The organism is Roseibium sp. MMSF_3544, from assembly GCF_030732845.1.
Classification (GTDB): Bacteria; Pseudomonadota; Alphaproteobacteria; order Rhizobiales; family Stappiaceae; genus Roseibium.
This window is the reverse complement of the sequence record NZ_JASHKA010000005.1, coordinates 173,346-195,939: the sequence shown is the minus strand read 5'-3', so window position 1 is coordinate 195,939 and position 22,594 is coordinate 173,346. Positions and strand designations below refer to the sequence as shown.

The window sequence follows — 22,594 nt, the reverse complement described above, 5'->3', positions numbered from 1 at the left end:
TTTCAGAAATTTATTCAAATGCAGCCCCGCATTTCAGCGCGCATTTTACAGCTTTATTAAGGACGACGTCGTTGAGTGGCATCATCGGAAATTGTGCGGGCTTTCAACCGGATGGCAAACGACACCGAAAATCGGGATCAGCAGACGACGCCCCGTAAGGCGGACGGCGACACGGACAGTGGAACCACAATCAATTCGGAAAACTATCTCCATTCCGGGTTGCTCGACACGCGCGATCAGCATCTCGACAAAGCCCATGACTACCACCTGACCCAGGACAAGGGCTTGTCCAGTGAGCAGGTCAACTCCAACTTGCACCTTGGAAGTCACGAAGGCGACGCCAATATCGCTGAAGAAAGCGGTCAAGCACCGCAGGCTTTCGATCTCGCCAAAGACATTCCGGTCGATCTGAGTGTCGATTCTCAAGCAAACAGCGGATCTGCCGACGGTTTCGCACAGACAGCGGCGAGCCTGTCCGGGGCCGCGCTTGCGCCGGACCTTCATGAGCGTGAAAACAATGCCGGCCCCAGTCCCTCAAATAGCGGCACCGGAAGCCAACGGTCAGAGATCGACCCCCGACCGGTCCAAACCGAAGCGACAAATCCGCAACCTGAGACAAACGGAACGCAAGCCGACACCCCGGCACCGTCCAGTCAATCGGCCGCCTCGCAGACAAGTGAAGTAGAAACAGATACCGTTGGTTCTGGGCTCACGGCCATTTCCGACACAGACGTTGATGAAAATGCCGTCAATGAAGACGCAGAGGTTGGCGACGCGACCGGCATCACGGCAAATGCCGGCGTTGCTGATGGAGCGAGCGTAACCTACAGCCTTTTGAACGATGCGGATGGATTGTTCTCGATCGACCCTGTCACCGGCATCGTCTCCGTCGCAGGAGAACTGGACGCAGAAACGGCCGGAACGCACAATATTGTGGTTCTCGCCACGGCTTCTGATGGCGAGACCCGTACGGAAACATTCACGATATCCGTCAACGATGTCGATGAAGGCGACGTTTCGCCGGTTACCGACATTGACGCCACCGAAGACGTGATTGCCGAAAATGCTACGCAAGGCACAACAGTCGGCATAACTGCGCAAGCAACGGATCCGGATGTAACTGCCACAGTCAGTTACCAGGTGGACGACCCGCGTTTCGAAATCGACAACGACGGTGTCGTCACCGTCGCGGAAGGCGCCACATTCGACGCCGACACGGAAGGTGACGTCTCCTTCACCGTTACGGCAATTTCCAGCGATGGTTCAACGTCTTCCCAGATGTTCAACCTGAGCGTTTCAGACATCAACGAGCACTCGGTTTCCGACGTTTCCGACATCGACACAGCTGAGAATGCCGTCGCCGAGAACGCGGGTGCCGGCGACGAAGTCGGGATCACCGCCTTTGCTGAAGATTCCGATATCTCAGATGCCGTCATCTACTCCGTCAGCGACGACCGTTTTGTCGTTTCCGGCGACGGAACCGTAACGATTGCAGATGGTGCAGTTTTCGATGCGGAGACCGAAAGTTCGATCGACCTTACGGTGACGGCCCTTTCGTCTGACGGATCCAATTCTTCAGAAAAATTTTCAATCGACGTAACCAACGTGATTGACGAGGCTCCGACCGATATTGGTGTTGCCGGCGGCGCCGTTGACGAGAACAGTGCCGCGGGAACGGTTGTCGCAACCCTGTCCACGACAGACAAGGATGCAGACGACACTCATACCTATGAAATCACGGAAGACCCGTCCGGCTTTTTCGAAATTGTCGGCAACGAAATCCGGGTCAAGCACGGCGCCGATCTCGATCACGAAACAGCTGGCGAGCATATCGTCACGATCGAAGTTCAAGACGCTGCTGGTCTGACCTACTCCGAAGCTGTCACGCTCACGGTCAATGACGTGAACGAGGCTCCAGCGGCGCTCATTTTGGATCCTGAACACGCGGCCGATTTCACCGCTGCTCAAGACTATGTTTCCAGGACCAGCATTTCGGACATGGGTCTGGAGAGCAATAGCAACGTGTTCTCCATGTCTTTCACGACAGCATCGGATGTCACCACGCCGCAAACGCTGTTTGAAACCGGCGGCAACGTCTATGGACTGAACGTGGTCATCGAGGATGGCCGCCTGAACATATATGCCGGCAACGGGAACGACCTTGAACTCAGCGCCGAGATTTCGCCAGAGACCGACTACAATTTCGCGCTTGAACTCAACAAGGATACCGACACGCTTACGCTTTTGATGTCGGACGAGTTGCCACTTCACGAAATGAATGTTTCCAACAGCTTAGCTGACCAGCAAACCGGCTGGACAGACAGCGACTGGGACGGCGGCAATCACATCGGTGTCGGCACCATAGGCGGTCGAAGCAGCCAGGGGAACACTGGTGGGGACTTCCTTGGAACCATCAATGGCGACGGCCTGTCTGTTTATGCAGACGCAGCGCTCGACGACTATCTCCAGCCCGCTGTCGACGAAAACAGTGCTGCAGGCACGGTGGTTGCTACGCTGTCCACGACGGATGAGGACGATGGTGACAGCCACACATACGAAATCACCGATGATCCATCCGGCTACTTTGAGATTTTCGGCAATGAAATCCGTGTGAAAGACGGCGCCGCACTCGATCACGAAAATGCTGACGAGCATGTCGTCACGATCCAGGTGAAGGACGCAGACGGCCTCACCTACTCAGAAGCCGTCACAATCGCGGTCAAGGATGTGAACGAAGCACCGACCGCGCTCACGTTGAATATCGACAACCGTGCCGATTTTGTCGCCGCCGACGGTTACACCAGCGCCGCCAGTATCTCTGACATGGGGCTTGAGACCGATAGCAACGTTTTTACAATGTCGTTCACCACGGCGTCCGATGTCACCACTGCCCAGACACTGTTTGAAACCGGTGGCGGTGGACGCGGTCTCAACGTGGTCATCGAGGATGGCCGCATCAATGTCTATGCAGGCAATGGCAACGACCTTGAGCTGAGCGCCGACATCCTGGCGGATACCGAGTACAACATCGCGCTGGAATTGAACAAGGATACCGACACCATCTCGCTGTTGATGTCGGGCGTGCTTGCGCTTGATGAAATGAATGACTCCAACAGTCTGGTTGCGCAGCAGATCGGTTGGACGGACAGCGATTGGGACGGCGGCAACCACATTGGCGTGGGCACCATTGGCGGCGGCAGCAGCCAGGGCAGAACGGGCGGCGATTTCCTCGGAACGATTCATGGCGAGGGATTGTCAGTCTATGCCGACGCAACACTCGCAAACTACCAAAGCGTTGTGCTTAGCGAAAACTCAGCTGGTGCAATTGTCGGCGCCCTTTCGATCACCGACCCAGATGCCGGCGACACGCATAGTTATTTCGTCTCGGATGACCGTTTTCAGATTGTAAACGGCATGTTGCGCCTAAAGGCGGGCGAAAGCATCGACTTTGAAACCGAACCGTCTGTCGATGTCATCGTGACAGCCACCGACAGTGGCGGCCGCTCGATAAGCGAAACATTCACCGTCACCTTTGATGACATTGCCGAGAACTTGCAGCTCGACGGCGGCGGCGTGGTGTTCACCGATACAGGTGTATCGGAAACCTCTATTACGGGCGGATCCGGTGACGATACGATCGTAGCGCATGAAGATGGCGGTGAAATCGACGGCGGCGAAGGCAACGACACGCTCGTGAGCGGAGCGGGCGACGACGAGCTGGACGGCGGCTCCGGCAACGATACGGCCTCCTTCAGCGGCAATCGCGACGACTATGATGTGGTTGAAAACCCGGACGGTAGCTTCACCGTCACGGATACACGACCAGGTTCGCCCGACGGTACCGACACGGTCCGAAACGTCGAAAACTTCCGGTTCCTGGATGGCGATACCCTCGCCGGCGATCTTGTCGTGCAAGACATAAACAATTTGACCGACACGGATAGTGCGTCAAATACAATTGCCGAGAATGCCAGTGCCGGTACGACCGTCGGCATTACAGCTCACGCTGAAGATGTAAATGTTAGTGACACGGTCACCTATTCAGTCGACGACGACCGCTTTGAAATCGCGGACGACGGCACAGTAACCGTCGCAGCAGGCGCAGTCTTCGACGCTGAGACCGAGGGCACAATTGATGTCACTGTGACAGCAGAGTCCACGGATGGATCAACTTCCGAAGAGACCTTCACAATCAGCGTCTCGGACGTTGATGAGGAAGACGTGTCTGCTGTCACCGATACAGACACAGCCGACAACACCATCGCAGAGAATGCCGCAGCCGGTGCCGCCACAGGCATTACGGCCTCCGCTTCCGATGGCGATGTCACTGACACTGTTACTTACACCGTAGACGACGACCGGTTCGAAGTTGCCGCCGATGGGAGGGTGACCGTCGCGGACGGTGCCGCGTTCGACGCCGAGACAGAAGGCACGGTTGATGTCACAGTCACGGCTGAATCAACGGATGGATCAACTTCCGAAGAGACCTTTACGATCAGCGTCTCGGACGTGGATGAAGAAGACGTCTCTGCTGTCAGCGATACGGACGGCGCTGCTAACACAATCGCCGAAAACGTAACCGCTGGAGCTGCCACCGGCATCAATGCGGCTGCATCCGATGGCGATGTCACTGACACGGTCACCTATTCCGTAGACGACGACCGCTTTGAAGTTGCGGCCGATGGCACGGTGTCCGTCGCGGACGGTGCCGCGTTCGACGCCGAGACCGAGGGCACGGTTGATGTCACAGTCACGGCTGAATCAACGGATGGATCGACTTCCGAAGAGACCTTCACAATCAACGTCTCGGATGTCGATGAGGAGGACGTTTCGGTTGTCACCGACGCGGATGCCACCGACAATACAATTGCCGAGAATGCCACAGCCGGTGCCGCTACAGGCATTACGGCCTCCGCTTCCGATGGCGATGTCACTGACACGGTCACCTACTCTGTCGACGACGACCGCTTTGAAGTTGCGGCCGATGGCACAGTAACCGTCGCAAGCGGTGCAGTCTTCGACGCCGAGACCGAGGGTACGGTTGATGTCACTGTCACGGCTGAATCAACGGATGGTTCGACGTCCGAAGAGACCTTCACAATCAGCGTCTCGGACGTTGACGAAGAGGACGTTTCGGCCGTTTCGGATACGGACGGCGCCGCTAACAAAATCGCCGAAAACGCCACTGCAGGAGCCGCCACCGGCATTACGGCCTCCGCTTCCGATGGCGATGTCACTGACACGGTCACTTACTCTGTCGACGACGACCGATTTGAAGTCGCCGCCGATGGCACGGTGACCGTCGCAAGCGATGCCGTCTTCGACGCTGAGACGGAAGGCACGGTCGATGTCACTGTCACGGCTGAATCAACGGATGGATCGACTTCCGAAGAGACCTTCACAATCAGCGTCTCGGACGTTGATGAGGAAGACGTGTCTGCTGTCAGCGATAAGGACGCAGCACACAACACCATCGCAGAGAACGCCACTGCAGGAGCTGCCACTGGAATCATCGCCTCGGCCACCGACGGCGATGTCACTGACACGGTCACCTATTCCGTAGACGACGACCGATTTGAAGTCGCCGCGGATGGCACAGTAACCGTCGCAAGCGGCGCAGTCTTCGATGCCGAGACCGAGGTCACGGTTGATGTCACCGTGACAGCTGAATCAACGGACGGGTCGACGTCCGAAGAGACCTTCACAATCAGCGTATCGGACGTTGACGAAGAGGACGTTTCGGCCGTTACCGATGCGGACGGCGCTGCCAACACGATCGCAGAGAATGCCACAGCCGGTGCCGCAACAGGCATTACCGCCTCCGCTGCCGACGGCGACGTCACCGACACGGTCACCTATTCCGTGGACGACGACCGCTTTGAAGTCGCCGCCGATGGGACGGTGACCGTCGCGGACGGTGCCGCGTTCGACGCTGAGACTGAAGGTACGGTTGATGTCACTGTCACCGCTGAATCCACGGATGGGTCAACCTCCGAAGAGACCTTCACAATCAGCGTCTCGGATGTCGATGAGGAAGACGTGTCTGCTGTCACCGATACGGACGCAGCCGACAACACGATTGCAGAGAACGCCACTGCAGGAGCTGCCACCGGCATTACGGCCTCCGCTTCCGATGGCGATGTCACTGACACGGTCACCTACTCTGTCGACGACGACCGCTTCGAGGTCGCTGCCGATGGCACAGTGACCGTCGCAAGCGACGCAGTCTTCGACGCCGAGACTGAAGGCTCAATCGATGTCACAGTGACGGTCTCGTCGACCGATGGTTCCACGTCCCAGGAAACCTTCACGATTACCGTTTCCGACGTCAACGAATTCATCATTTCAGATGTCTCGGACACGAACCTGAACGCGAACACAATTGCCGAAAATGCGGCGGAAGGGACCGAAGTCGGCGTGACTATCGTCGCCAGCGACGATGACGTTTCCGATTCTGTCTCGTATTCAGTAGACGACGACCGGTTTGACGTTGCTGACGATGGCACAGTGACCGTCGCAACAGGCGCGGCTTTCGACGCTGAAACCGAAGGTTCCATCGACGTGACCGTCACAGCTGAATCCACGGACGGATCGACTTCCCAGGAAACCTTCACGATCAACGTCTCAGACGCCGATGAGGAAGATGTTTCTGCCGTCACGGACTCTGATACCGCTGCTAACACAATCGCCGAAAACGCCACTGCCGGAGCGGCAACAGGCATAACGGCTTCGGCGACGGACGGCGATGTCAGCGACACCGTGACCTACTCCATCGACGACAATCGGTTTGAGGTCGCTGCCGACGGCACAGTGACCGTCGCAACAGGTGCGACTTTCGACGCCGAGACCGAAGGCACGGTCGATGTGACGGTGACGGCTGAATCCAGGGATGGATCAACTTCCGAGGAAACATTCACCATCAGCGTCTCCGACGTCGATGAGGAAGACACGTCTGCTGTTACCGACACGGATGCGGCTGCGAACTCAATCGCCGAGAACGCTGCCGCCGGTACTGCCGTCGGGATCACAGCGTCCGCGTCTGATGGTGACGCAACTGATACTGTGACTTACTCCGTAGATGACGACCGGTTCGATGTTGAAGCGGACGGTACCGTAACGGTCGCGGCTGGTGCTGCGTTTGACTATGAGACGGAACCGACTGTCTCCCTGACCGTGACCGCGACATCAACGGACGGCTCCACGTCGCAGGAAACGTTCACCATCAGCGTCGCTGACGTGGTTGAAGATCTGGAACTTGCCGACACCGGCGTGACGATGACCGATACGGGGGTGGCGGAAACCACCATTACCGGAGGTTCCGGCAACGACGCCATCACAGCTCATACGGATGGCGGCGATCTTGACGGCGGCGACGGCACCGACACGCTGATGGGCAGCACGGGCGACGATACGCTCGACGGCGGCGCCGGGACCGACAACGACACAATGATGGGCGGAGAAGGCAGCGACACCTATCTTCTGCGTGGGGATGGCCGAGCCGACACCATTTCAGATACGGGCACATCTGGAACGGACAGGCTTGTTCTTTCAGCCGACACCGGAACGGAGTTCGAGCTGGAAAATACCTTTAATGCCGCGACACAAGGCATCGAAGAAATCGACGGCAGCGCGGTGAGCGGTGAAACGCTGCGGGCTCAACGAAGCGACGTCGACCTTGATTGGGATTTCACCGGTGTCACGTTGAACGGTGTTGACAAGATCGAGGGCCGAGATGGCGACGACTCCATCACCGGTTCTGCAGGCGACGACAATATCGTCGGCGGCGCAGGCAGTGATACGCTGGCAGGCAGTGGCGGCGACGATACGATCGACGGCGGCGAAGGGACCGACACAGCGACATATTCAGGAAATCTGTCCGACTACACCATCACCGAAGACAGCGGCACATACACCATCGTCGATAACCGCGCAGGATCGCCGGATGGGACGGATACAGTCACAAATGTCGAGAACTTCACATTTGCGGATGGTACCGTTGCCGCCGCGGATCTACTCAATGATGCACCGACGGATCTGAGCTTCTCAGCCAACGAAAACCTCTCCCTGACGGAGACGGGAGGCGGGAATGCTGTTGTTACGGGTGAAATCGTAGACGGTGGGTCCGGAACCCGTTCGGTAGATCACTGGTCAATCAGTCACGAAGGCGGTGACCTGACGATCGATGTTTTGGCTAATGGCTTCAACTCCGGCAGCCTGGACAGCCAGATTTATCTTTACAAGGACAATGGTGGCGGCAGTTTTACGCTCGTGTCGAGCAATGACGATGGCGCGCGGGGCAGCGACAGCAGCACGAGTTCCTATGATTCCTATATCAGCGAGAGTGGACTTGAAGCCGGCGACTATATGATTGTCATCGGCAGCTGGCGGCTGAGCGACAGCGAGTCCCTGGAGACGTCCGGAGATTACCCGGCAACCGGATCAACCTCAGGCCCCTACCAGATCACGATCACTGGCGAGACCTCCGTGACGGGCATGACCCAGAACCCCGTGAGCGGCGGCAACTGGGGTGATCCGGGCAACAATGCGGTCATCGTTTCTGACGGTGTGAGCGAATCGACCCTTGCCGCAGATTCCGTTGTCGCAGGCATTGCGACAGTTGTTGATTCGGACGCGGGCGACACGTTCAACTTTTCCTTCACTGATGATGGTGACGGAGCATTCCAGATTGATACCAACACCGGTGACATTTCTCTCGCCGCCGAGCATGACGCCAGCACGGCACTGAGCGACACCGTGACCGTTCAGGTAACGGATTCGGACAACCAGACCTACGAAGAAACGGTAGGTATCGAACTGGGGACAAGTGGCAGTGACACCATCAACGGCACAGCAAACGAAGATGTCATCTACGGCTTTGGCGGCAACGACACCATAGATGGTGGCGCCGGTTCCGACACGATGGTTCTGTCCGGGGCGCAAAGCGACTATAATTTCTACGACAATGGCGATGGCAGCTACACCGTAATCGACACCAGAACGGGATCACCCGATGGGACGAAAACGGTCTCCAACGTCGAAAACTACAGTTTTGCAGACGGCGATGTCGCATCTGGTGACCTGACCATGAGCACAGACCTGATGCTCTCCGATGCAAATACATCGAGAAATACTATTCATGAAGTTGCGGACGTTGGCACGGAAGTCGGAATATCCGTTTCGGCCATGAACCCTGGCGGCGGTGACGTCACTTACACGCTCGACGACGACCGGTTCAGCATCGATTCAGACGGCGTTGTCACGATCGCCAGCCATTCCTTCTTTGATAGCCAGGTCGAGAACTCGATAGATCTAACCGTGACTGCCACCTCCTCGGGTGGTGGCGAAGTCTCCGAAACGTTCTCGATTTCAGTGACTGGCAACTACGACTACGAAATGACAGGTGGAACGGCGAGCGGGAGTTTTAGCGGCTCCGGCCAATCTTTTTCTGTCGATGGCATCGGCGGCAACGACACCATCGAGACCGGGGAATTTAGCGACCGGGTCGAAGGCGGTGCCATTGCCGGTGCGGATACGATCACCGGGAACAGCGGTCGAGACCTTTTGTTCGGCGAAGGTGGCCAGGACACGATTTCGGGTGGATCCGGTGATGACATCATAATTGGCGGTGCCGACGACGACACGCTCTACGGCGGCGATGGGTCAGACCTTTTCATGCACGGCCTGGGCGACGGAAATGATGACATTTTCGGCGGCACAGGTGGCGGCTGGACGGATGTTATCGATCTTGGTGGAGGTCCCGGCGTCACGTCAGCCGGTGAATACGGTACGGACTGGACCGTGACGATCACGAGCGGGTCAATCGAGAACACCGACACGGAAAACGGCAGGCTCGAACTGTCAGATGACGCAGTCGGGTCGATCGACTTCACCGATGGCACAAAGGTGGATTTCGCTCAAATCGAAGAGATCCGCTGGTAGTCCATAGCAAGGATTAAAACCAACCGGTAGACGCAGCTAAGGAAAGCCGGCGCCTTTCGGTCATTGGATTTGAAGGCCGTTGGGAGCAGTCTGAAGATCGACGCCGAATTGCTTTAGACGGTTCAAAACAATCGGCTGTTGCGCGTTCGATCGCTTCGGACTGGATACGCGCAGAACTATCGCTCACTCAGCGGATCACCGATCGCCCGCGTCACCGGTTTCAGCATGTATTGCATAACCGATTTCGATCCGGTCACGATCTTGGCGTCAACCACCATGCCCGGTGAGATCGTCTCGGCACGGGCGCCCTCGCCGATCATGTTCGACGACAGCGGTATCTTGGCCTTGAAGTAATAGTTGCCGTATTCGTCGCGAAAACTGGACGCGGAAACGACAGAGACTTCACCCGTCAGCGTGCCCTGAATGTTCGGATCAAAGGTCGTGATGGCAATCTCCGCTTCATCACCGACTTCCACGTGGCCGATATCTCTTGGAGACACGCGAACTTCCGCAACCAGGTCGCTGTCACTCGGCACGATTTCGGCAACCACGTCTCCCGGCGCAAGAACGCTGCCCGGCCCTTTCAGGTTCAGGGCCTTGACGTGCCCGCTCGCCGGCGCGCGAACAAACAGGCGGTCGAAGCGGTCTCGCTGTTTTTCTGCTTCAAATGCCAGTTCACTGCGCTCCTGGACGACGCGGCTGCGTTCCTCGGCAAGTTCTTCTTCTGCCGCTGCGATCGAGCGTTTCAAGCTCGCCTTTGCTTCTGCAATCTGGGCCTCGGCCCGTCCTCGCAATCCGACCAGCTCGCTCATACGGCTCTGGGCAATCTGGAGCGATGACTTTGCATCCAGGAACCGCCTCTTCGATGTGTAGCCCTGATCGAATAGTGTCTGCTGGATCGAATATTTTTCCTCTTCGATCTCGACCTGGGTCTGTTGGAGCGAAATCCGTTCCAGGACACTTGCAAGTTCGGCTTCTCGTTCGCTGATCCGGGCTTTCAGCGCCTGCTGCTCCTGTTCCAGCGCTTTTTGTTGCGCGTTGAGGGCTGCCTGTTGCGCTTCGCTGAAATTGAATTCGCCGGCAAGGCGCAGACCGGAATCGCTGTCGTCATTGGACCGGCTTGCCAAACGTTGTTCTTCGCGCGCCAAGAACTGCAAACGTGTCTGCACTTTTTCGAGATCGCTTGATGTTGCTGTCTCCTGAAGCCGCACAAGCGGCGTGCCTTCTTCCACAAGCTGGCCCTCCGCAACGAGGACCTCGGCTACAATTCCACCCTCCAGATGACCAACGGTTTGTATCTTGCCTGCCGGAACGATTTCGCCGGAGGCCTTTGCGACCTCCCGAACTTGCCCGACCACAGACCAGCCGAGGAACGCAGCCGCGCCGAGAGACAAGACCTGCAATAGACGCTTGTGCGCCATTGTCGGCGGGCCTTCCTCAAGCTCAAGAGGCATGTCCAGGGAATATTCTTCGTTGGCTGATTTGCGGAAAAACATAACGCTCTACTGTCACTCGGCACGTTTGAGGCTGACTTTACGTCATTAAAGTAAACATCCCCTGAATCCATGTAGCTGCCCGATCCGGCACCGTGAACCAGCTCATCGGGAAAACCTTATGTTTTTCATGACGTTGCTCGACATTTCGGCTGCTTGGAGAAGATGACCCTTATCGTCTTTGACCTTGCAAATTCGCCGTGCATAACTGTTTCAAAACCAATCGTCCCAACGGAGGAACTCATGGAAGATCTCGCACCGCGGCCGGGTGATCTCGATCCGATTGAAATCGCGTCAAGGGACGAAATCGAAAGCCTGCAATTGCAACGACTGAAATGGTCCCTCACCCACGCCTACGAAAATGTGCCTCATTTCAGGACGACGTTCGATGCAAAGGGCATACATCCAACGGATCTGAAAAGCCTTGCGGATCTGAGGCACTTTCCCTTCACAACGAAGGCCGATCTCCGCGATCAGTATCCATTCGGCCTTTTCGCCGTTCCGCGCGACAAGATCGTCCGCGTTCATGCCTCTTCCGGCACGACGGGGAAACCGACTGTCGTCGGCTACACCGCCAACGACATTGACATGTGGGCGCATCTCGTGGCGCGCTCAATCCGCGCCTCCGGGGGACGTCCGGGCGACATAATCCATGTCGCCTATGGCTACGGGCTTTTTACCGGTGGCCTTGGGGCTCACTACGGTGCTGAAAAGCTCGGCTGCACCGTCGTACCGGTTTCCGGAGGCATGACGGAACGCCAGGTCACGCTCATCATGGACTTCAAGCCGCGGATCATCATGGTGACGCCGTCATACCTGCTGGCAATACTGGATGAATTCGCCAAGCAGGGTCTCGATCCCAGAGATACGTCGCTGGCGACAGGCATCTTCGGAGCTGAGCCCTGGACCAATTCCATGCGGGCAGAAATCGAACAGGCCTTCGACATGCATGCCGTGGACATCTACGGCCTGTCCGAAATTCTGGGTCCGGGAGTTGCCAACGAATGCGTAGAGACCAAGGACGGGCTGCACATCTGGGAAGACCATTTTTACCCGGAAATCATAGATCCCGAGACGGGAGAGGTCCTGCCGGATGGTGAGATCGGCGAGCTCGTTTTCACGACGCTGACCAAGGAGGGCCTGCCGATGGTTCGCTATCGCACGCGGGACCTGACGCGGCTGCTCCCCGGCACCGCCCGCTCCATGCGCCGGATGGAAAAAGTGACCGGTCGTTCCGACGACATGATCATTCTGCGAGGCGTCAACGTCTTTCCAACGCAGATCGAGGAACAAATCCTGAAGTGCAGCGGCCTGTCGCCCCACTTCCAGATCGAGCTTACCAAATCCGACAGGCTGGACGTCATGACTGTCCACGTGGAAGCTCTCCCGGAAGCGTCTTCAGCTGACGCGCGTGCAGCCTCGACCAAGGAATTGTCGCATCATATCAAGAGCGTTGTTGGCGTATCGGCATCGGTCGACGTCACCGAACCCGGTCAGGTAGAACGCTCTGCAGGCAAGGCAAAACGCGTGGTCGACAACCGGCCGTAAGCTTAGTCTTCCTTGTGATCGTCGCGGTCAAAACTCGGGTGCGGATATATCTTGCCCGTCTCGGGAGCATCCGCATCTGCGGGACCTGCATCGGAAGCCATGATCCGTTCGGAAGGGACAACCCAAATCGAGACCCCTTCCTTACGGCGGGTGTAGACATCGCGGGCGTTTCGGATCGCCATAGCCTCATCCGGCGCATGCAACGATCCGACGTGGCGATGATTCAACCCGTGTTGTCCACGTATAAACACCTCCCAGAGCGGCCATTCCTTGGTCATGTTACTGGTACCTGTGTTCATGCCGCAGAACCGGTGCACCGTTCTGTGCGCCACAGCTCGGCCGATTTGGCGTGTTGCCAATCGAATGCTTCGTCCGAGGGTCCGTCCCTATTGAGCTTTTCCAACCGATCCATGGCTTCTTCCAGTCCAGGCTTGTGCCCGACGGCGACCGGCCACATGACGAAGTGCATTTTGTCCATGACATCGAACCACTCCGCCCGGCGAGCGTATATCCGTTTGTGGATTGTCTGAAAAACGAACTTCTCCAGCGACGCAACATCTTCCCAAACCGACAGGTTCGGTATCACACGGGGATCTTCCGTAACGGACATCGATACCGAGTTGCCGTCTTCGTTTTTGAGCCGCCAGACAAACCCGTCGCTGCGTTCGGCAACTGCATTCACGCGGTTCAGATTGTTGACGAAATCCGCGATCCTCGGATCATTGATGTCATGCTTGAGCCGGGCAATGTTCAACTCTGCGATATGTAGATCTGTCATTTCCGCTCACTTCCATTTCCGTTTCTTCGGACTGGAAACCGAAACACCCTTCACGGCCCATAGGCCAACGTCTCGGCATTGGCCGCAAAAGGAGTGCTTCTGCCAGGCTCCATCCGGTGCGACAGTTTCAATAGAGCTTACAATGTCCGCGATGAAATCAAAGCGTTTGCTGGCACAGCGCGCAATTGCGGGCACGGTTCCGCTTGAAGAGCAAAAACGCCGGACGATTTGCCCGGCGTTCTTTCGGTGTTTGTCTAGGTTGCCGATCTGGCTTTTGCCCGGGCAGCTTCCGTCTTTTCGATTGCCTTCAGAAGATACCGGTCGCGATCGTAGATATCGCTGAAGTAGGCGATGCCTTCTCCATCCATGTCAGGCCACGCGGTGAAATAGGAAACGTAAACCGGCAGGTCGCCAGTAACCTGTTCCTGCTCGTTCCGGCCTTCTGCGATCCGGGATGTCACATAATCCTTGGACTTGCCCAGAACAGCTGCCGCCATGCCCTTGGGATCATGCAGGCGAATGCAACCGTGGCTGAAGGCGCGCACGTCTTTGTCGAAGAGTTTCTTCGCAGGCGTGTCGTGCATGTAAATGTGATGCTCGTTCGGGAACAAGATCTTCACTTCACCAAGTGCATTTGACCGGCCCGGATACTGACGGACATTGATCGACTGCTGCTTGGAGGCAACCGCATACCAATTGACCGACGCGGAAGAAACCTTGCGCCCGCCTGGGGTCGAGACTTCATAGCCGGCGCGGTCGAGATAACTCGGGTCCTTCGCAAGCTTCGGGATCATCTCGTTGACGATGATCGAGTAAGGGACTCCCCAATAAGGGTTGTACTCAACAACCTCGATCTTGTCGTAGAAGAAGTTGGTTTGATTGGATTTCTTGCCAACAACAACCCGCATGGAAAGAGGCTCTTCCCCGGGCGCGATGTAGGTTGCGGTAAAGGCAGCCTGGTTGATAAACACCTTGCGGTCACCGAGTTGTTCGGGGATCCAGCGGCTGCGTTCCATCGCCAGTTCTACCTTGGCAATCTTGGCCGCGTTGGTTTCTCCGACAAGCGCCTTGATCGTGTTTTTGCCGACAATACCATCTGCCGTGAGATCCGCTTCCTTCTGGAAGGCCTTGACCAGGGCTACCAGTTCAGGTGCGTAAAGGTCGGAACCGTCATAGGCTTGAAGCGTATCGGCATGAGCTGTCTTCAGCTCGGGCGAACCGTTCTTTTGGATCGCAGCGACGATATTCTTCATTTCGGGGCTGGATTTGCCCGATTTGAGGAAGGTGCCGGGTGCGATGACGATTTGATCGACGGCTTCGTCTTCCGCCTTGAGGCGCTCCAACTCCGCCGTGAGTTGCCGGAAATGGTCGTTTTGAGGCTGATGCTCTTCCAGGGCAGTTGCGACATCGGAAGTCGCCTCAATATCTGACAGCGCTGCGACAAGGTCGACTTCGTGCCTTGGCAGATCGTGATATTGGGAAATCCGGTTCGGATCAACGCGCCCCCGCGACGCGTCCAGAACATATGTCAGAACGGCTGCACTCAGCTCCATTTCGAACTGCATCATTGCTGCAGTTCTTTCGCTCTCGTCGAGACCCGATGTCGATGGGAGCGAAACAAAATAGTCCTGCGGAACCAGCGCGTATTTGTCAGCGCCAGCCAGGGCCTTGCGCATCTGCGCGGCCTTGAGCGTCACGCGGCCGTCTTCGATCCAGACAAAATCGGGATGCTCCCGATAATATGCGAGCAACGCATCGCCAACCTCGGGCAGAACAGTTAGTGAAAGGTCTTTCAGGGACGAGCGGGATTTGTCGAACTCGGTCAGAACCGGTGTCTCCGTAGGACCGATGTCGTTTTCGACAGAAAGAGTTTCCGTTGTTTCCAGAACATCCGCCGAAGGAGCGACCTCCGCGGTTTTCTTTTCGGAAAGCGCTGTCAACGAAACCCGCTTCAAGGCATCCGGGGAATAGTTGAGGTACCGCGGCGCGGCAACCTTTACCGTTGCCACTTTCTGGCGCAGTTGCTGTTGCCGCTGCCGTTCCTGTTGTTTGCGGTGATGTTCAGGGTTGAACATGCGCTGGAAAAATCCCTGCGCGGCAACAGGTTCACTCATGACCATGCTGACCCCGGAAGCCAGGACGGTCGCCATCAGACATGCCTTCAGAGAATTTGACGCTGTCGCGCGAAGCGATGCGCTGTCAGTCCTCAGCACCTTTTTGGCGTGTTGCTTATTTTCAAGTTGCATTGCTTAAACCCAGAAATCCCACAATCTAAGCCACGTTCGGTCTTTCGCCCTTCAACCGAACCCCCGTCCCCGCCAAGAAACAGAAACTGCACTTTCAAAAACGAATCGCGCAGTTCAGCTCCGTGTCTCTTGGTCTCTCTCGGGCGCAGTAATCCGCCATCCAGCCGGTCCGAAACACGGAGAACAAACTGGTTAATACTATAACAGGCTTGATTAGAGGGTTAAGGGCAACAGGTATTTGCACCGTTTAAAATCAAATCAGTGTGACGAATTTGCCGCTGTTCCATTGTCGGAATTGCAAGACGCCGGCTCAGTGCGGCATCCGCCGTTCAGTCTTGTCCTGCCATCTCGGCGCTTGGCGCAAACCGCTGCGGCCAAAAAGCTTTACCGCGTGATCCTCGTCACGGCCAACCCATCGAGACTTTTCTAGGAACAAGGCGACAGAAACGGTAACGGCTACCTGGAGCGCGGAGAATGCCATTTCAATTCAATATCGGGGATCACATTTCCCTGCAGGCGGGCTTCACCAATTTCGATTCCGCGCAATACGGTCAGCTGAAATGGTCACGTAACAAGCTGTTCAAAATGGTCAAAAACAATCCGAGCTGCGATGCCTATTTCCGCTCGCTGCCGAACAGTCGCACGCTCACCAGCATGATCAATGACGACAGCATCTGGATAAGTTACGGGCCCGGCATCGAGGCGCCCTTTTACGGCAAAGCGTATTTCGACAACGGCGAGATCGGGATTGCAGACCGGGCTTTCAGAATGGGACGTTGGACCGTGCTCGCCACCATTATCCACGAGTTGGCCCACCTCAACGGCGCTCCGGGCCACGGCGGTGATACGCGCGCCGAGGAAGCCGTCTATCATTGCGGACTTGGAACCGACAAAGAATATTTCGACCTCGTCGACGATCCGCGTACGCGGTATAACCCCAACTACGGCGACTAGGGTACGGACCCATAAAGGAAGTCGGTTTGGTTTGGATCGTTTTGGCCAGATGAAAGGAGCGAAAGCGCAGGAAATGTGGTTCATTTTCAAGCCTTTCGCGACGCAGCAGATGGCCAAAACGGACAAATCCGAAGGACGGCAAAATAGCTTCGCCTCGCAGCGTCACCGTGCTTGACCGGGCACAAAGCCCGCTCTTCACACGTTTCCTTGCGAGATTTCGCCATTTCTGCCGCCAAATCGGCTTCATTTATGGGTCCGTACCCTAGTGTACCGACGCAAAAGAAAATGCCGGGACTGTTCCGATTGGAACGGCTTCCCGGCACTTAATTTCATCAGAACGGGATCTCGTCGTCCATCGGGCCGGCGCCACCGCCGCCACCCTGGCCACCAAAGCCGCCCCCGCTGGAGCCGCCACCGTAACCGCCGGAACCACCGCCGCCAAAGCCGCCTCCGCCCTGGGAGTCATTGCCGTAGTCCGGCAGGCCTCCGGACTGACCGCCTTCACCGCGACCATCAAGCATTGTCAGGTTCGAGTTAAAGCCCTGCAAAACGACTTCCGTCGAGTATCTGTCCTGACCTGACTGATCCTGCCATTTGCGGGTCTGAAGTTGCCCTTCCAGGTAGACCTTTGATCCTTTGCGCAGGTATTGCTCAGCCACCTTGCATAGACCCTCGTTGAAGATGACCACGCGGTGCCACTCGGTCTTTTCGCGGCGCTCGCCGGAATTTCGGTCCCGCCAGCTTTCCGATGTGGCGATGCGCAGATTAGCGATCGGCCGACCATCCTGTGTCCGCCGGATCTCCGGATCGGCACCCAAATTGCCGACCAAAATGACTTTATTGACGCTGCCCGCCATCCTGCACTCCTGTTTGTTCCAAGCGGATATCCGATTGCCCGGGTCTGTTTCTCACATATTCTTGAGCCGGGCGGCTCCGCCTGACCTGCAGCTAGAAAACAGAACCGTAGCGGCAGGCCAACCGTTTCGCCCTCTTTTTCACAAATCCACACCCATTTTCCACAAGCCAACGGTGACACAATCTACGTTCAGATTGTCCTACCATCACCTTGAAACGCCGTGCGGATTGAGGTTATGAAGCCATCTTTCCGCATCGGTTCAACGCGGTAGCGTCGCGACTGCCGTCTAGAACAGGTGTAAATGTACTTGTTTTGTTCTTATCACTTTTGTAATACTGTTTCAATGGAACATCATGGGCGGAAGACCTTTCTTTCAGGCCGCCAACTCGCCTCACTGGATGTTCCGGATTTAACTGCTATATCGGGAGCAGAACACACACATTGAGTTCTGCCGATCCGAACTGCCGGTGGCCGTTTGCTGCCCCGGTCTCGCCATGGTTTTGGGCAGGACAACAAAAATGACGACGTCGAAGGGTGATCGGGTGGACGACAACTGGAAAAACGATCCGACGCGGATGATCAGTATCCGGGGCGCCAGAGAACACAACCTCAAAGGCGTAGACCTGGATCTGCCGCGCAACAAACTGATCGTCATGACGGGGCTGTCCGGTTCGGGCAAGTCGTCGCTTGCCTTCGACACGATCTATGCTGAGGGCCAGCGGCGATACGTTGAAAGCCTGTCCGCCTATGCGCGTCAGTTCCTGGAAATGATGCAGAAGCCGGATGTCGACCAGATCGACGGTCTCTCACCTGCCATTTCGATCGAACAGAAGACAACGTCCAGGAACCCACGCTCGACTGTGGGAACTGTGACCGAAATCTACGATTACATGCGCCTTTTGTTTGCCAGGGTGGGTATTCCCTACTCGCCCGCAACCGGGCTTCCGATCGAGAGCCAGACGGTCAGCCAGATGGTCGACCGGGTCATGGATCTGGAAGACGGCGCGCGTCTCTACCTTCTTGCCCCGATGGTGCGCGGGCGCAAGGGAGAGTACCGCAAGGAACTTGCCGAGCTGATGAAAAAGGGTTTTCAGCGCGTCAAGATCGACGGCACGTTTTACGAGATTTCAGAAGCCCCTGCCCTGGACAAGAAATTCAAGCACGACATCGATGTTGTCGTGGACCGTCTTGTCGTGCGCGATGATATCGCTGGCCGCCTTGCTGACTCTCTTGAAACAGCCCTGAAATTGGCGGATGGCATCGCGATTGCCGAATTTGCCGACAAAACGGACGACAAGGGCGATCCGGAACGGCTGATCTTTTCGGAAAAGTTTGCCTGTCCCGTTTCCGGCTTCACCATTCCGGAAATCGAACCGAGATTGTTCTCTTTCAACAATCCGTTCGGCGCCTGCCCGACATGCGACGGCCTCGGGACAACGCTTGCGTTTGAAGAAGATCTTGTTGTCCCCGACCATTCGCTTTCGTTGCGCGAAGGTGCGGTTCTGCCCTGGGCCAAGACGGGTTCCACGTCGCCCTACTACGCGCAAACGCTTGAAGCGCTTTGCAATCATTTCAAGGTCACGATGTCGACGCCCTGGAAAGACCTTCCGGAAAACGTGCAGGACGCCATCCTTCACGGTACCGGTAAGACGGAGATCGAGTTCGTCTATGACGACGGCGTTCGCAGTTACCGGACGGAAAAGACCTTCGAAGGCGTCATCGGAAATATCGAGCGCCGCTGGCGCGAAACTGAATCCTCATGGGTCAGAGAAGAACTTGCGCGGTTTCAGTCGGACCATGCCTGCCCTGCCTGCAGTGGCTACCGGTTGAAGCCGGAAGCGCTCGCGGTCAAGATCGCGGGCAAACATATCGGCGAGGTCACGGAGTTTTCGATCCGCCAGGCGCGCGACTGGTTCGACGCCCTTCCCGACAAGCTGAACGCCAAACAGTCTGAAATTGCGGGCCGCATCCTGAAAGAGATCCGGGAAAGACTGAAGTTTCTGAATGATGTCGGACTGGAGTACCTGACCCTGTCCCGATCGTCAGGGACACTCTCGGGCGGCGAAAGCCAGCGCATCCGCTTGGCGTCGCAGATCGGCTCCGGCTTGACGGGTGTTTTGTACGTGCTGGACGAACCGTCCATCGGTCTGCACCAGCGGGACAATGCACGTCTCCTGGAGACCCTGAAGCACCTGCGCGACCTCGGCAACACGGTGATTGTCGTGGAGCACGATGAAGACGCGGTCCTGACAGCCGACTACGTGGTTGATGTCGGTCCAGGCGCCGGCGTACACGGCGGCGATGTCGTGGCGAAGGGAAGCCCCGCCGAAGTTATGGCAAATCCAAAGTCGCTAACGGGCGAATATCTGTCCGGGGCACGGATGATCACACGCGCGGATGGACAGCGGAAGATCAACAAGAAGCGAAAGCTATCCGTTAAAGGTGCGCGCGGTAACAATCTGAAGGATATCGATGTCGATGTACCTCTCGGCGCCTTTACCTGCGTTACAGGTGTGTCTGGCGGCGGCAAATCCACGTTCCTGATCGATACGCTCTACAAGGCTGCGGCGCGCCGTCTTAATGGCGCACGGGACAACCCTGCTCCCCATGACCGTATCGAAGGCCTGGAAATGCTGGACAAGGTCATCGACATCGACCAGTCCCCGATCGGACGCACACCGAGGTCCAATCCGGCAACCTATACCGGCGCATTTACACCGATCAGGGAATGGTTTGCCGGAATGCCGGAGGCCAAGGCCCGTGGTTACCAGCCCGGCCGGTTCTCGTTTAACGTTAAGGGCGGCCGCTGCGAGGCCTGCCAGGGCGACGGTGTTATCAAGATTGAGATGCACTTCCTACCGGACGTTTATGTGACCTGCGACGTCTGCAAGGGAAAACGCTACAATCGCGAAACGCTTGAGGTGGAATTCAAGGGAAAATCCATCGCTGACGTGCTCGACATGACAGTCGAAGAAGCTGCTGAGTTCTTTTCTGCTGTTCCAGCGGTGCGCGACAAGATGGAAACGCTTGCGAGGGTCGGCCTCGGTTACATAAAGGTCGGTCAACAGGCGACGACGCTTTCGGGCGGCGAGGCACAGCGCGTCAAGCTGGCAAAGGAACTCTCAAAACGTTCGACAGGCCGAACGCTCTATATTCTGGACGAACCCACAACGGGTTTGCATTTCCATGACGTTGCCAAACTGCTTGACGTTCTTCACGAGCTGGTCGATCAGGGCAACACCGTTCTTGTGATCGAACACAATCTCGAAGTCATCAAGACGGCGGACTGGATCATCGATCTCGGCCCGGAAGGCGGAGACGGTGGCGGTACTGTGGTTGCAACCGGACGGCCAGAGGACGTTGCCGAGATTTCTGGAAGCTATACGGGCCAGTTTCTCGGTGAACTTTTGCAACGCCGCCCGCAAAGAGCGCCAGACGCTGCCGAGTAGCGGATACCAACCACACCCTTGATTTTATGTGCGCTGCACTTACATGTGCAGCGCACTGTTTTTTCGTACCTTTCGGTTATTTCAAAAGCCTTGATCACATAAAGTTTATTGCATTGCACCAATTGCATGTCTGTCATGCGCTTCTGGCACTTCTTTTATTTCAGATGGTGAATTATATAAGAAATCAACAACGACGCGGATGGCGAAAAACGCTGCCGCATAAGGAAGAAGAAGATGTTTGACACTGCGCGTAAAAAATACAGCGCCTGGGTAAATTACCGCCGTGCGGTTGACGAATTGTCCCGTCTGTCGGCGCGTGAACTCCAGGACCTTGGCATTAGCCCCAGCGACATCAAGTTCGTTGCTCGCCGTGGATTGAACGGCTAAGAAATTCAGAGATCGCGTCCAAGGGCAACCTCCTCCCAGCCTAAGGACGTGTGACACGCAGGGCATCCTCCTCCCAGCCCTGCCACGTCGAAACGACGCCCGCCAGTACCTCCTCCCACTGGCGGGCGTTCGTTTGTTCAGCCCTTGGCTCCCCCATCTCCTTTACAATTCGAACCTCGACAGCGTCTATCTCGCACTTGCGAGATATTGATGTTTCATTTCGCATTTCTGATATGCATTCAATGCAGATATATCCGTTAACTATCTGGTGAATTGCGCTTTTTGCATATCTGCCTCGCAATTTTCTCACTACCTCGCAGCGCACAATTTTCCTATATTCCGATTGTAAGAAACGAACGGGCCAGACGCCGATCCGCGGTGCCATGGCCATGAGATAGCGAAAGGCCTAAACCATGATCGATAACGTTGTACGCAAATTCAACAACTGGAAACGCTTCCGTCAGACCTATGACGAGCTGTCCAACCTGAGCAACCGCGAACTGGACGACCTGGGCATCGCCCGCTCCGACATCGCTCGGTACGCACGTCAGTCCGTGAAGTAACTCAAAGCTTGGCGGTCTGAAGGCGTTCTCCTCCCAGCCTTCTGACTGCACATACTCTGCCAGACTTTGGCAGAGACCCAAAAAACGCTTGCCGGTACCTCCTCCCACCGGCAGGCGTTTTTTTTGAACTGTCGCTGGACAGGGAAACCGAGATCGATGGCTCAAACCTGAAAGCACCTTCCGCCATGGCACGGCTTGTCGCTCTACCTGCCCGGTTTCTGTCAAACACAGCTTATTGTCGCCGTCTGACGCCTTGGATTTCTTCCCGGATTGCGGGGCTCCCGTCGTGCTGCAGGCACCGAAAACATTGCGGACACTAGCCTGAGCCTGTAATCAGGGCATCAGAAACTGACGGGACTATCTGGAGCCTGCCGCTCCGAG

General features: G+C 56.6%; 11 protein-coding genes. 6 read left to right on the top strand and 5 right to left on the bottom strand.

Annotation, left to right across the window (positions count from 1 at the left end; all coding sequences use genetic code 11):
- Positions 1-75 precede the first annotated feature (75 nt).
- On the top strand, positions 76-9,939 hold the full coding sequence (locus tag RBB47_RS09600) for a cadherin domain-containing protein (RefSeq protein WP_305985559.1): 9,864 nt from the start codon (positions 76-78) through the stop codon (positions 9,937-9,939).
- A 176-nt stretch (positions 9,940-10,115) separates the two neighbouring features.
- Here the strand turns inward: RBB47_RS09600 and RBB47_RS09595 are convergent, their stop codons facing one another.
- Entirely contained in the window at positions 10,116-11,435 is a 1,320-nt protein-coding gene (locus RBB47_RS09595) for an HlyD family type I secretion periplasmic adaptor subunit (RefSeq protein WP_305985558.1), read from the bottom strand.
- Positions 11,436-11,675: 240 nt separating this feature from the next.
- On the opposite strand from RBB47_RS09595, the gene paaK reads away from it, so the two are divergent.
- A complete protein-coding gene (gene paaK, locus RBB47_RS09590) occupies positions 11,676-12,980 on the top strand; it encodes a phenylacetate--CoA ligase PaaK (RefSeq protein ID WP_305985557.1) in 1,305 nt (434 codons plus the stop codon).
- A 2-nt stretch (positions 12,981-12,982) separates the two neighbouring features.
- On the opposite strand, the gene paaB is transcribed toward paaK, so the two are convergent.
- The 3 genes from paaB to RBB47_RS09575 form a co-directional block, all read right to left on the bottom strand.
- Entirely contained in the window at positions 12,983-13,258 is a 276-nt protein-coding gene (gene paaB / locus RBB47_RS09585) for a 1,2-phenylacetyl-CoA epoxidase subunit PaaB (RefSeq protein ID WP_305985556.1), read from the bottom strand.
- Positions 13,259-13,275: 17 nt separating this feature from the next.
- A complete protein-coding gene (locus RBB47_RS09580; protein WP_305985555.1) occupies positions 13,276-13,758 on the bottom strand; it encodes a DUF3291 domain-containing protein in 483 nt (160 codons plus the stop codon).
- 254 nt (positions 13,759-14,012) lie between these two features.
- A complete protein-coding gene (locus RBB47_RS09575; RefSeq protein WP_305985554.1) occupies positions 14,013-15,908 on the bottom strand; it encodes a murein L,D-transpeptidase in 1,896 nt (631 codons plus the stop codon).
- Positions 15,909-16,478: 570 nt separating this feature from the next.
- On the opposite strand from RBB47_RS09575, the gene RBB47_RS09570 reads away from it, so the two are divergent.
- Complete coding sequence (locus RBB47_RS09570; RefSeq protein WP_305985553.1) at positions 16,479-16,958, top strand: hypothetical protein; 480 nt, start codon at positions 16,479-16,481, stop codon at positions 16,956-16,958.
- Between the two features lie 332 nt (positions 16,959-17,290).
- Here RBB47_RS09570 and RBB47_RS09565 read toward each other — a convergent pair whose 3' ends face one another.
- Positions 17,291-17,815 (bottom strand): single-stranded DNA-binding protein, encoded by a 525-nt coding sequence (locus RBB47_RS09565; RefSeq protein WP_305985552.1) that lies wholly within the window; start codon positions 17,813-17,815, stop codon positions 17,291-17,293.
- Between the two features lie 574 nt (positions 17,816-18,389).
- Between RBB47_RS09565 and uvrA the strand changes: the two genes are divergently transcribed.
- From uvrA to RBB47_RS09550, 3 genes are all read left to right on the top strand, one after another.
- Positions 18,390-21,263, top strand: a complete 2,874-nt coding sequence (gene uvrA, locus RBB47_RS09560) for an excinuclease ABC subunit UvrA (protein WP_305985677.1) — start codon at positions 18,390-18,392, stop codon at positions 21,261-21,263.
- A 234-nt stretch (positions 21,264-21,497) separates the two neighbouring features.
- Positions 21,498-21,650: a DUF1127 domain-containing protein gene (locus RBB47_RS09555; protein WP_305985551.1), complete on the top strand. Its 153-nt coding sequence runs from the start codon at positions 21,498-21,500 to the stop codon at positions 21,648-21,650.
- Between the two features lie 413 nt (positions 21,651-22,063).
- Complete coding sequence (locus tag RBB47_RS09550; RefSeq protein WP_305985550.1) at positions 22,064-22,213, top strand: DUF1127 domain-containing protein; 150 nt, start codon at positions 22,064-22,066, stop codon at positions 22,211-22,213.
- Positions 22,214-22,594: the final 381 nt, after the last annotated feature.

Excerpts from the sequence above, each read along its gene's own strand:
- uvrA (WP_305985677.1), top strand. The coding sequence starts at position 18,390 with ATGATCAGTATCCGGGGCGCCAGAGAACACAACCTCAAAGGCGTAGAC.
- RBB47_RS09595 (WP_305985558.1), bottom strand. The coding sequence starts at position 11,435 with ATGTTTTTCCGCAAATCAGCCAACGAAGAATATTCCCTGGACATGCCT.
- paaB (WP_305985556.1), bottom strand. The coding sequence starts at position 13,258 with ATGACCAAGGAATGGCCGCTCTGGGAGGTGTTTATACGTGGACAACAC.
- RBB47_RS09550 (WP_305985550.1), top strand. The coding sequence starts at position 22,064 with ATGATCGATAACGTTGTACGCAAATTCAACAACTGGAAACGCTTCCGT.
- RBB47_RS09570 (WP_305985553.1), top strand. The coding sequence starts at position 16,479 with ATGCCATTTCAATTCAATATCGGGGATCACATTTCCCTGCAGGCGGGC.
- RBB47_RS09575 (WP_305985554.1), bottom strand. The coding sequence starts at position 15,908 with ATGGCGACCGTCCTGGCTTCCGGGGTCAGCATGGTCATGAGTGAACCT.
- RBB47_RS09555 (WP_305985551.1), top strand. The coding sequence starts at position 21,498 with ATGTTTGACACTGCGCGTAAAAAATACAGCGCCTGGGTAAATTACCGC.
- RBB47_RS09580 (WP_305985555.1), bottom strand. The coding sequence starts at position 13,758 with ATGACAGATCTACATATCGCAGAGTTGAACATTGCCCGGCTCAAGCAT.
- RBB47_RS09565 (WP_305985552.1), bottom strand. The coding sequence starts at position 17,815 with ATGGCGGGCAGCGTCAATAAAGTCATTTTGGTCGGCAATTTGGGTGCC.
- paaK (WP_305985557.1), top strand. The coding sequence starts at position 11,676 with ATGGAAGATCTCGCACCGCGGCCGGGTGATCTCGATCCGATTGAAATC.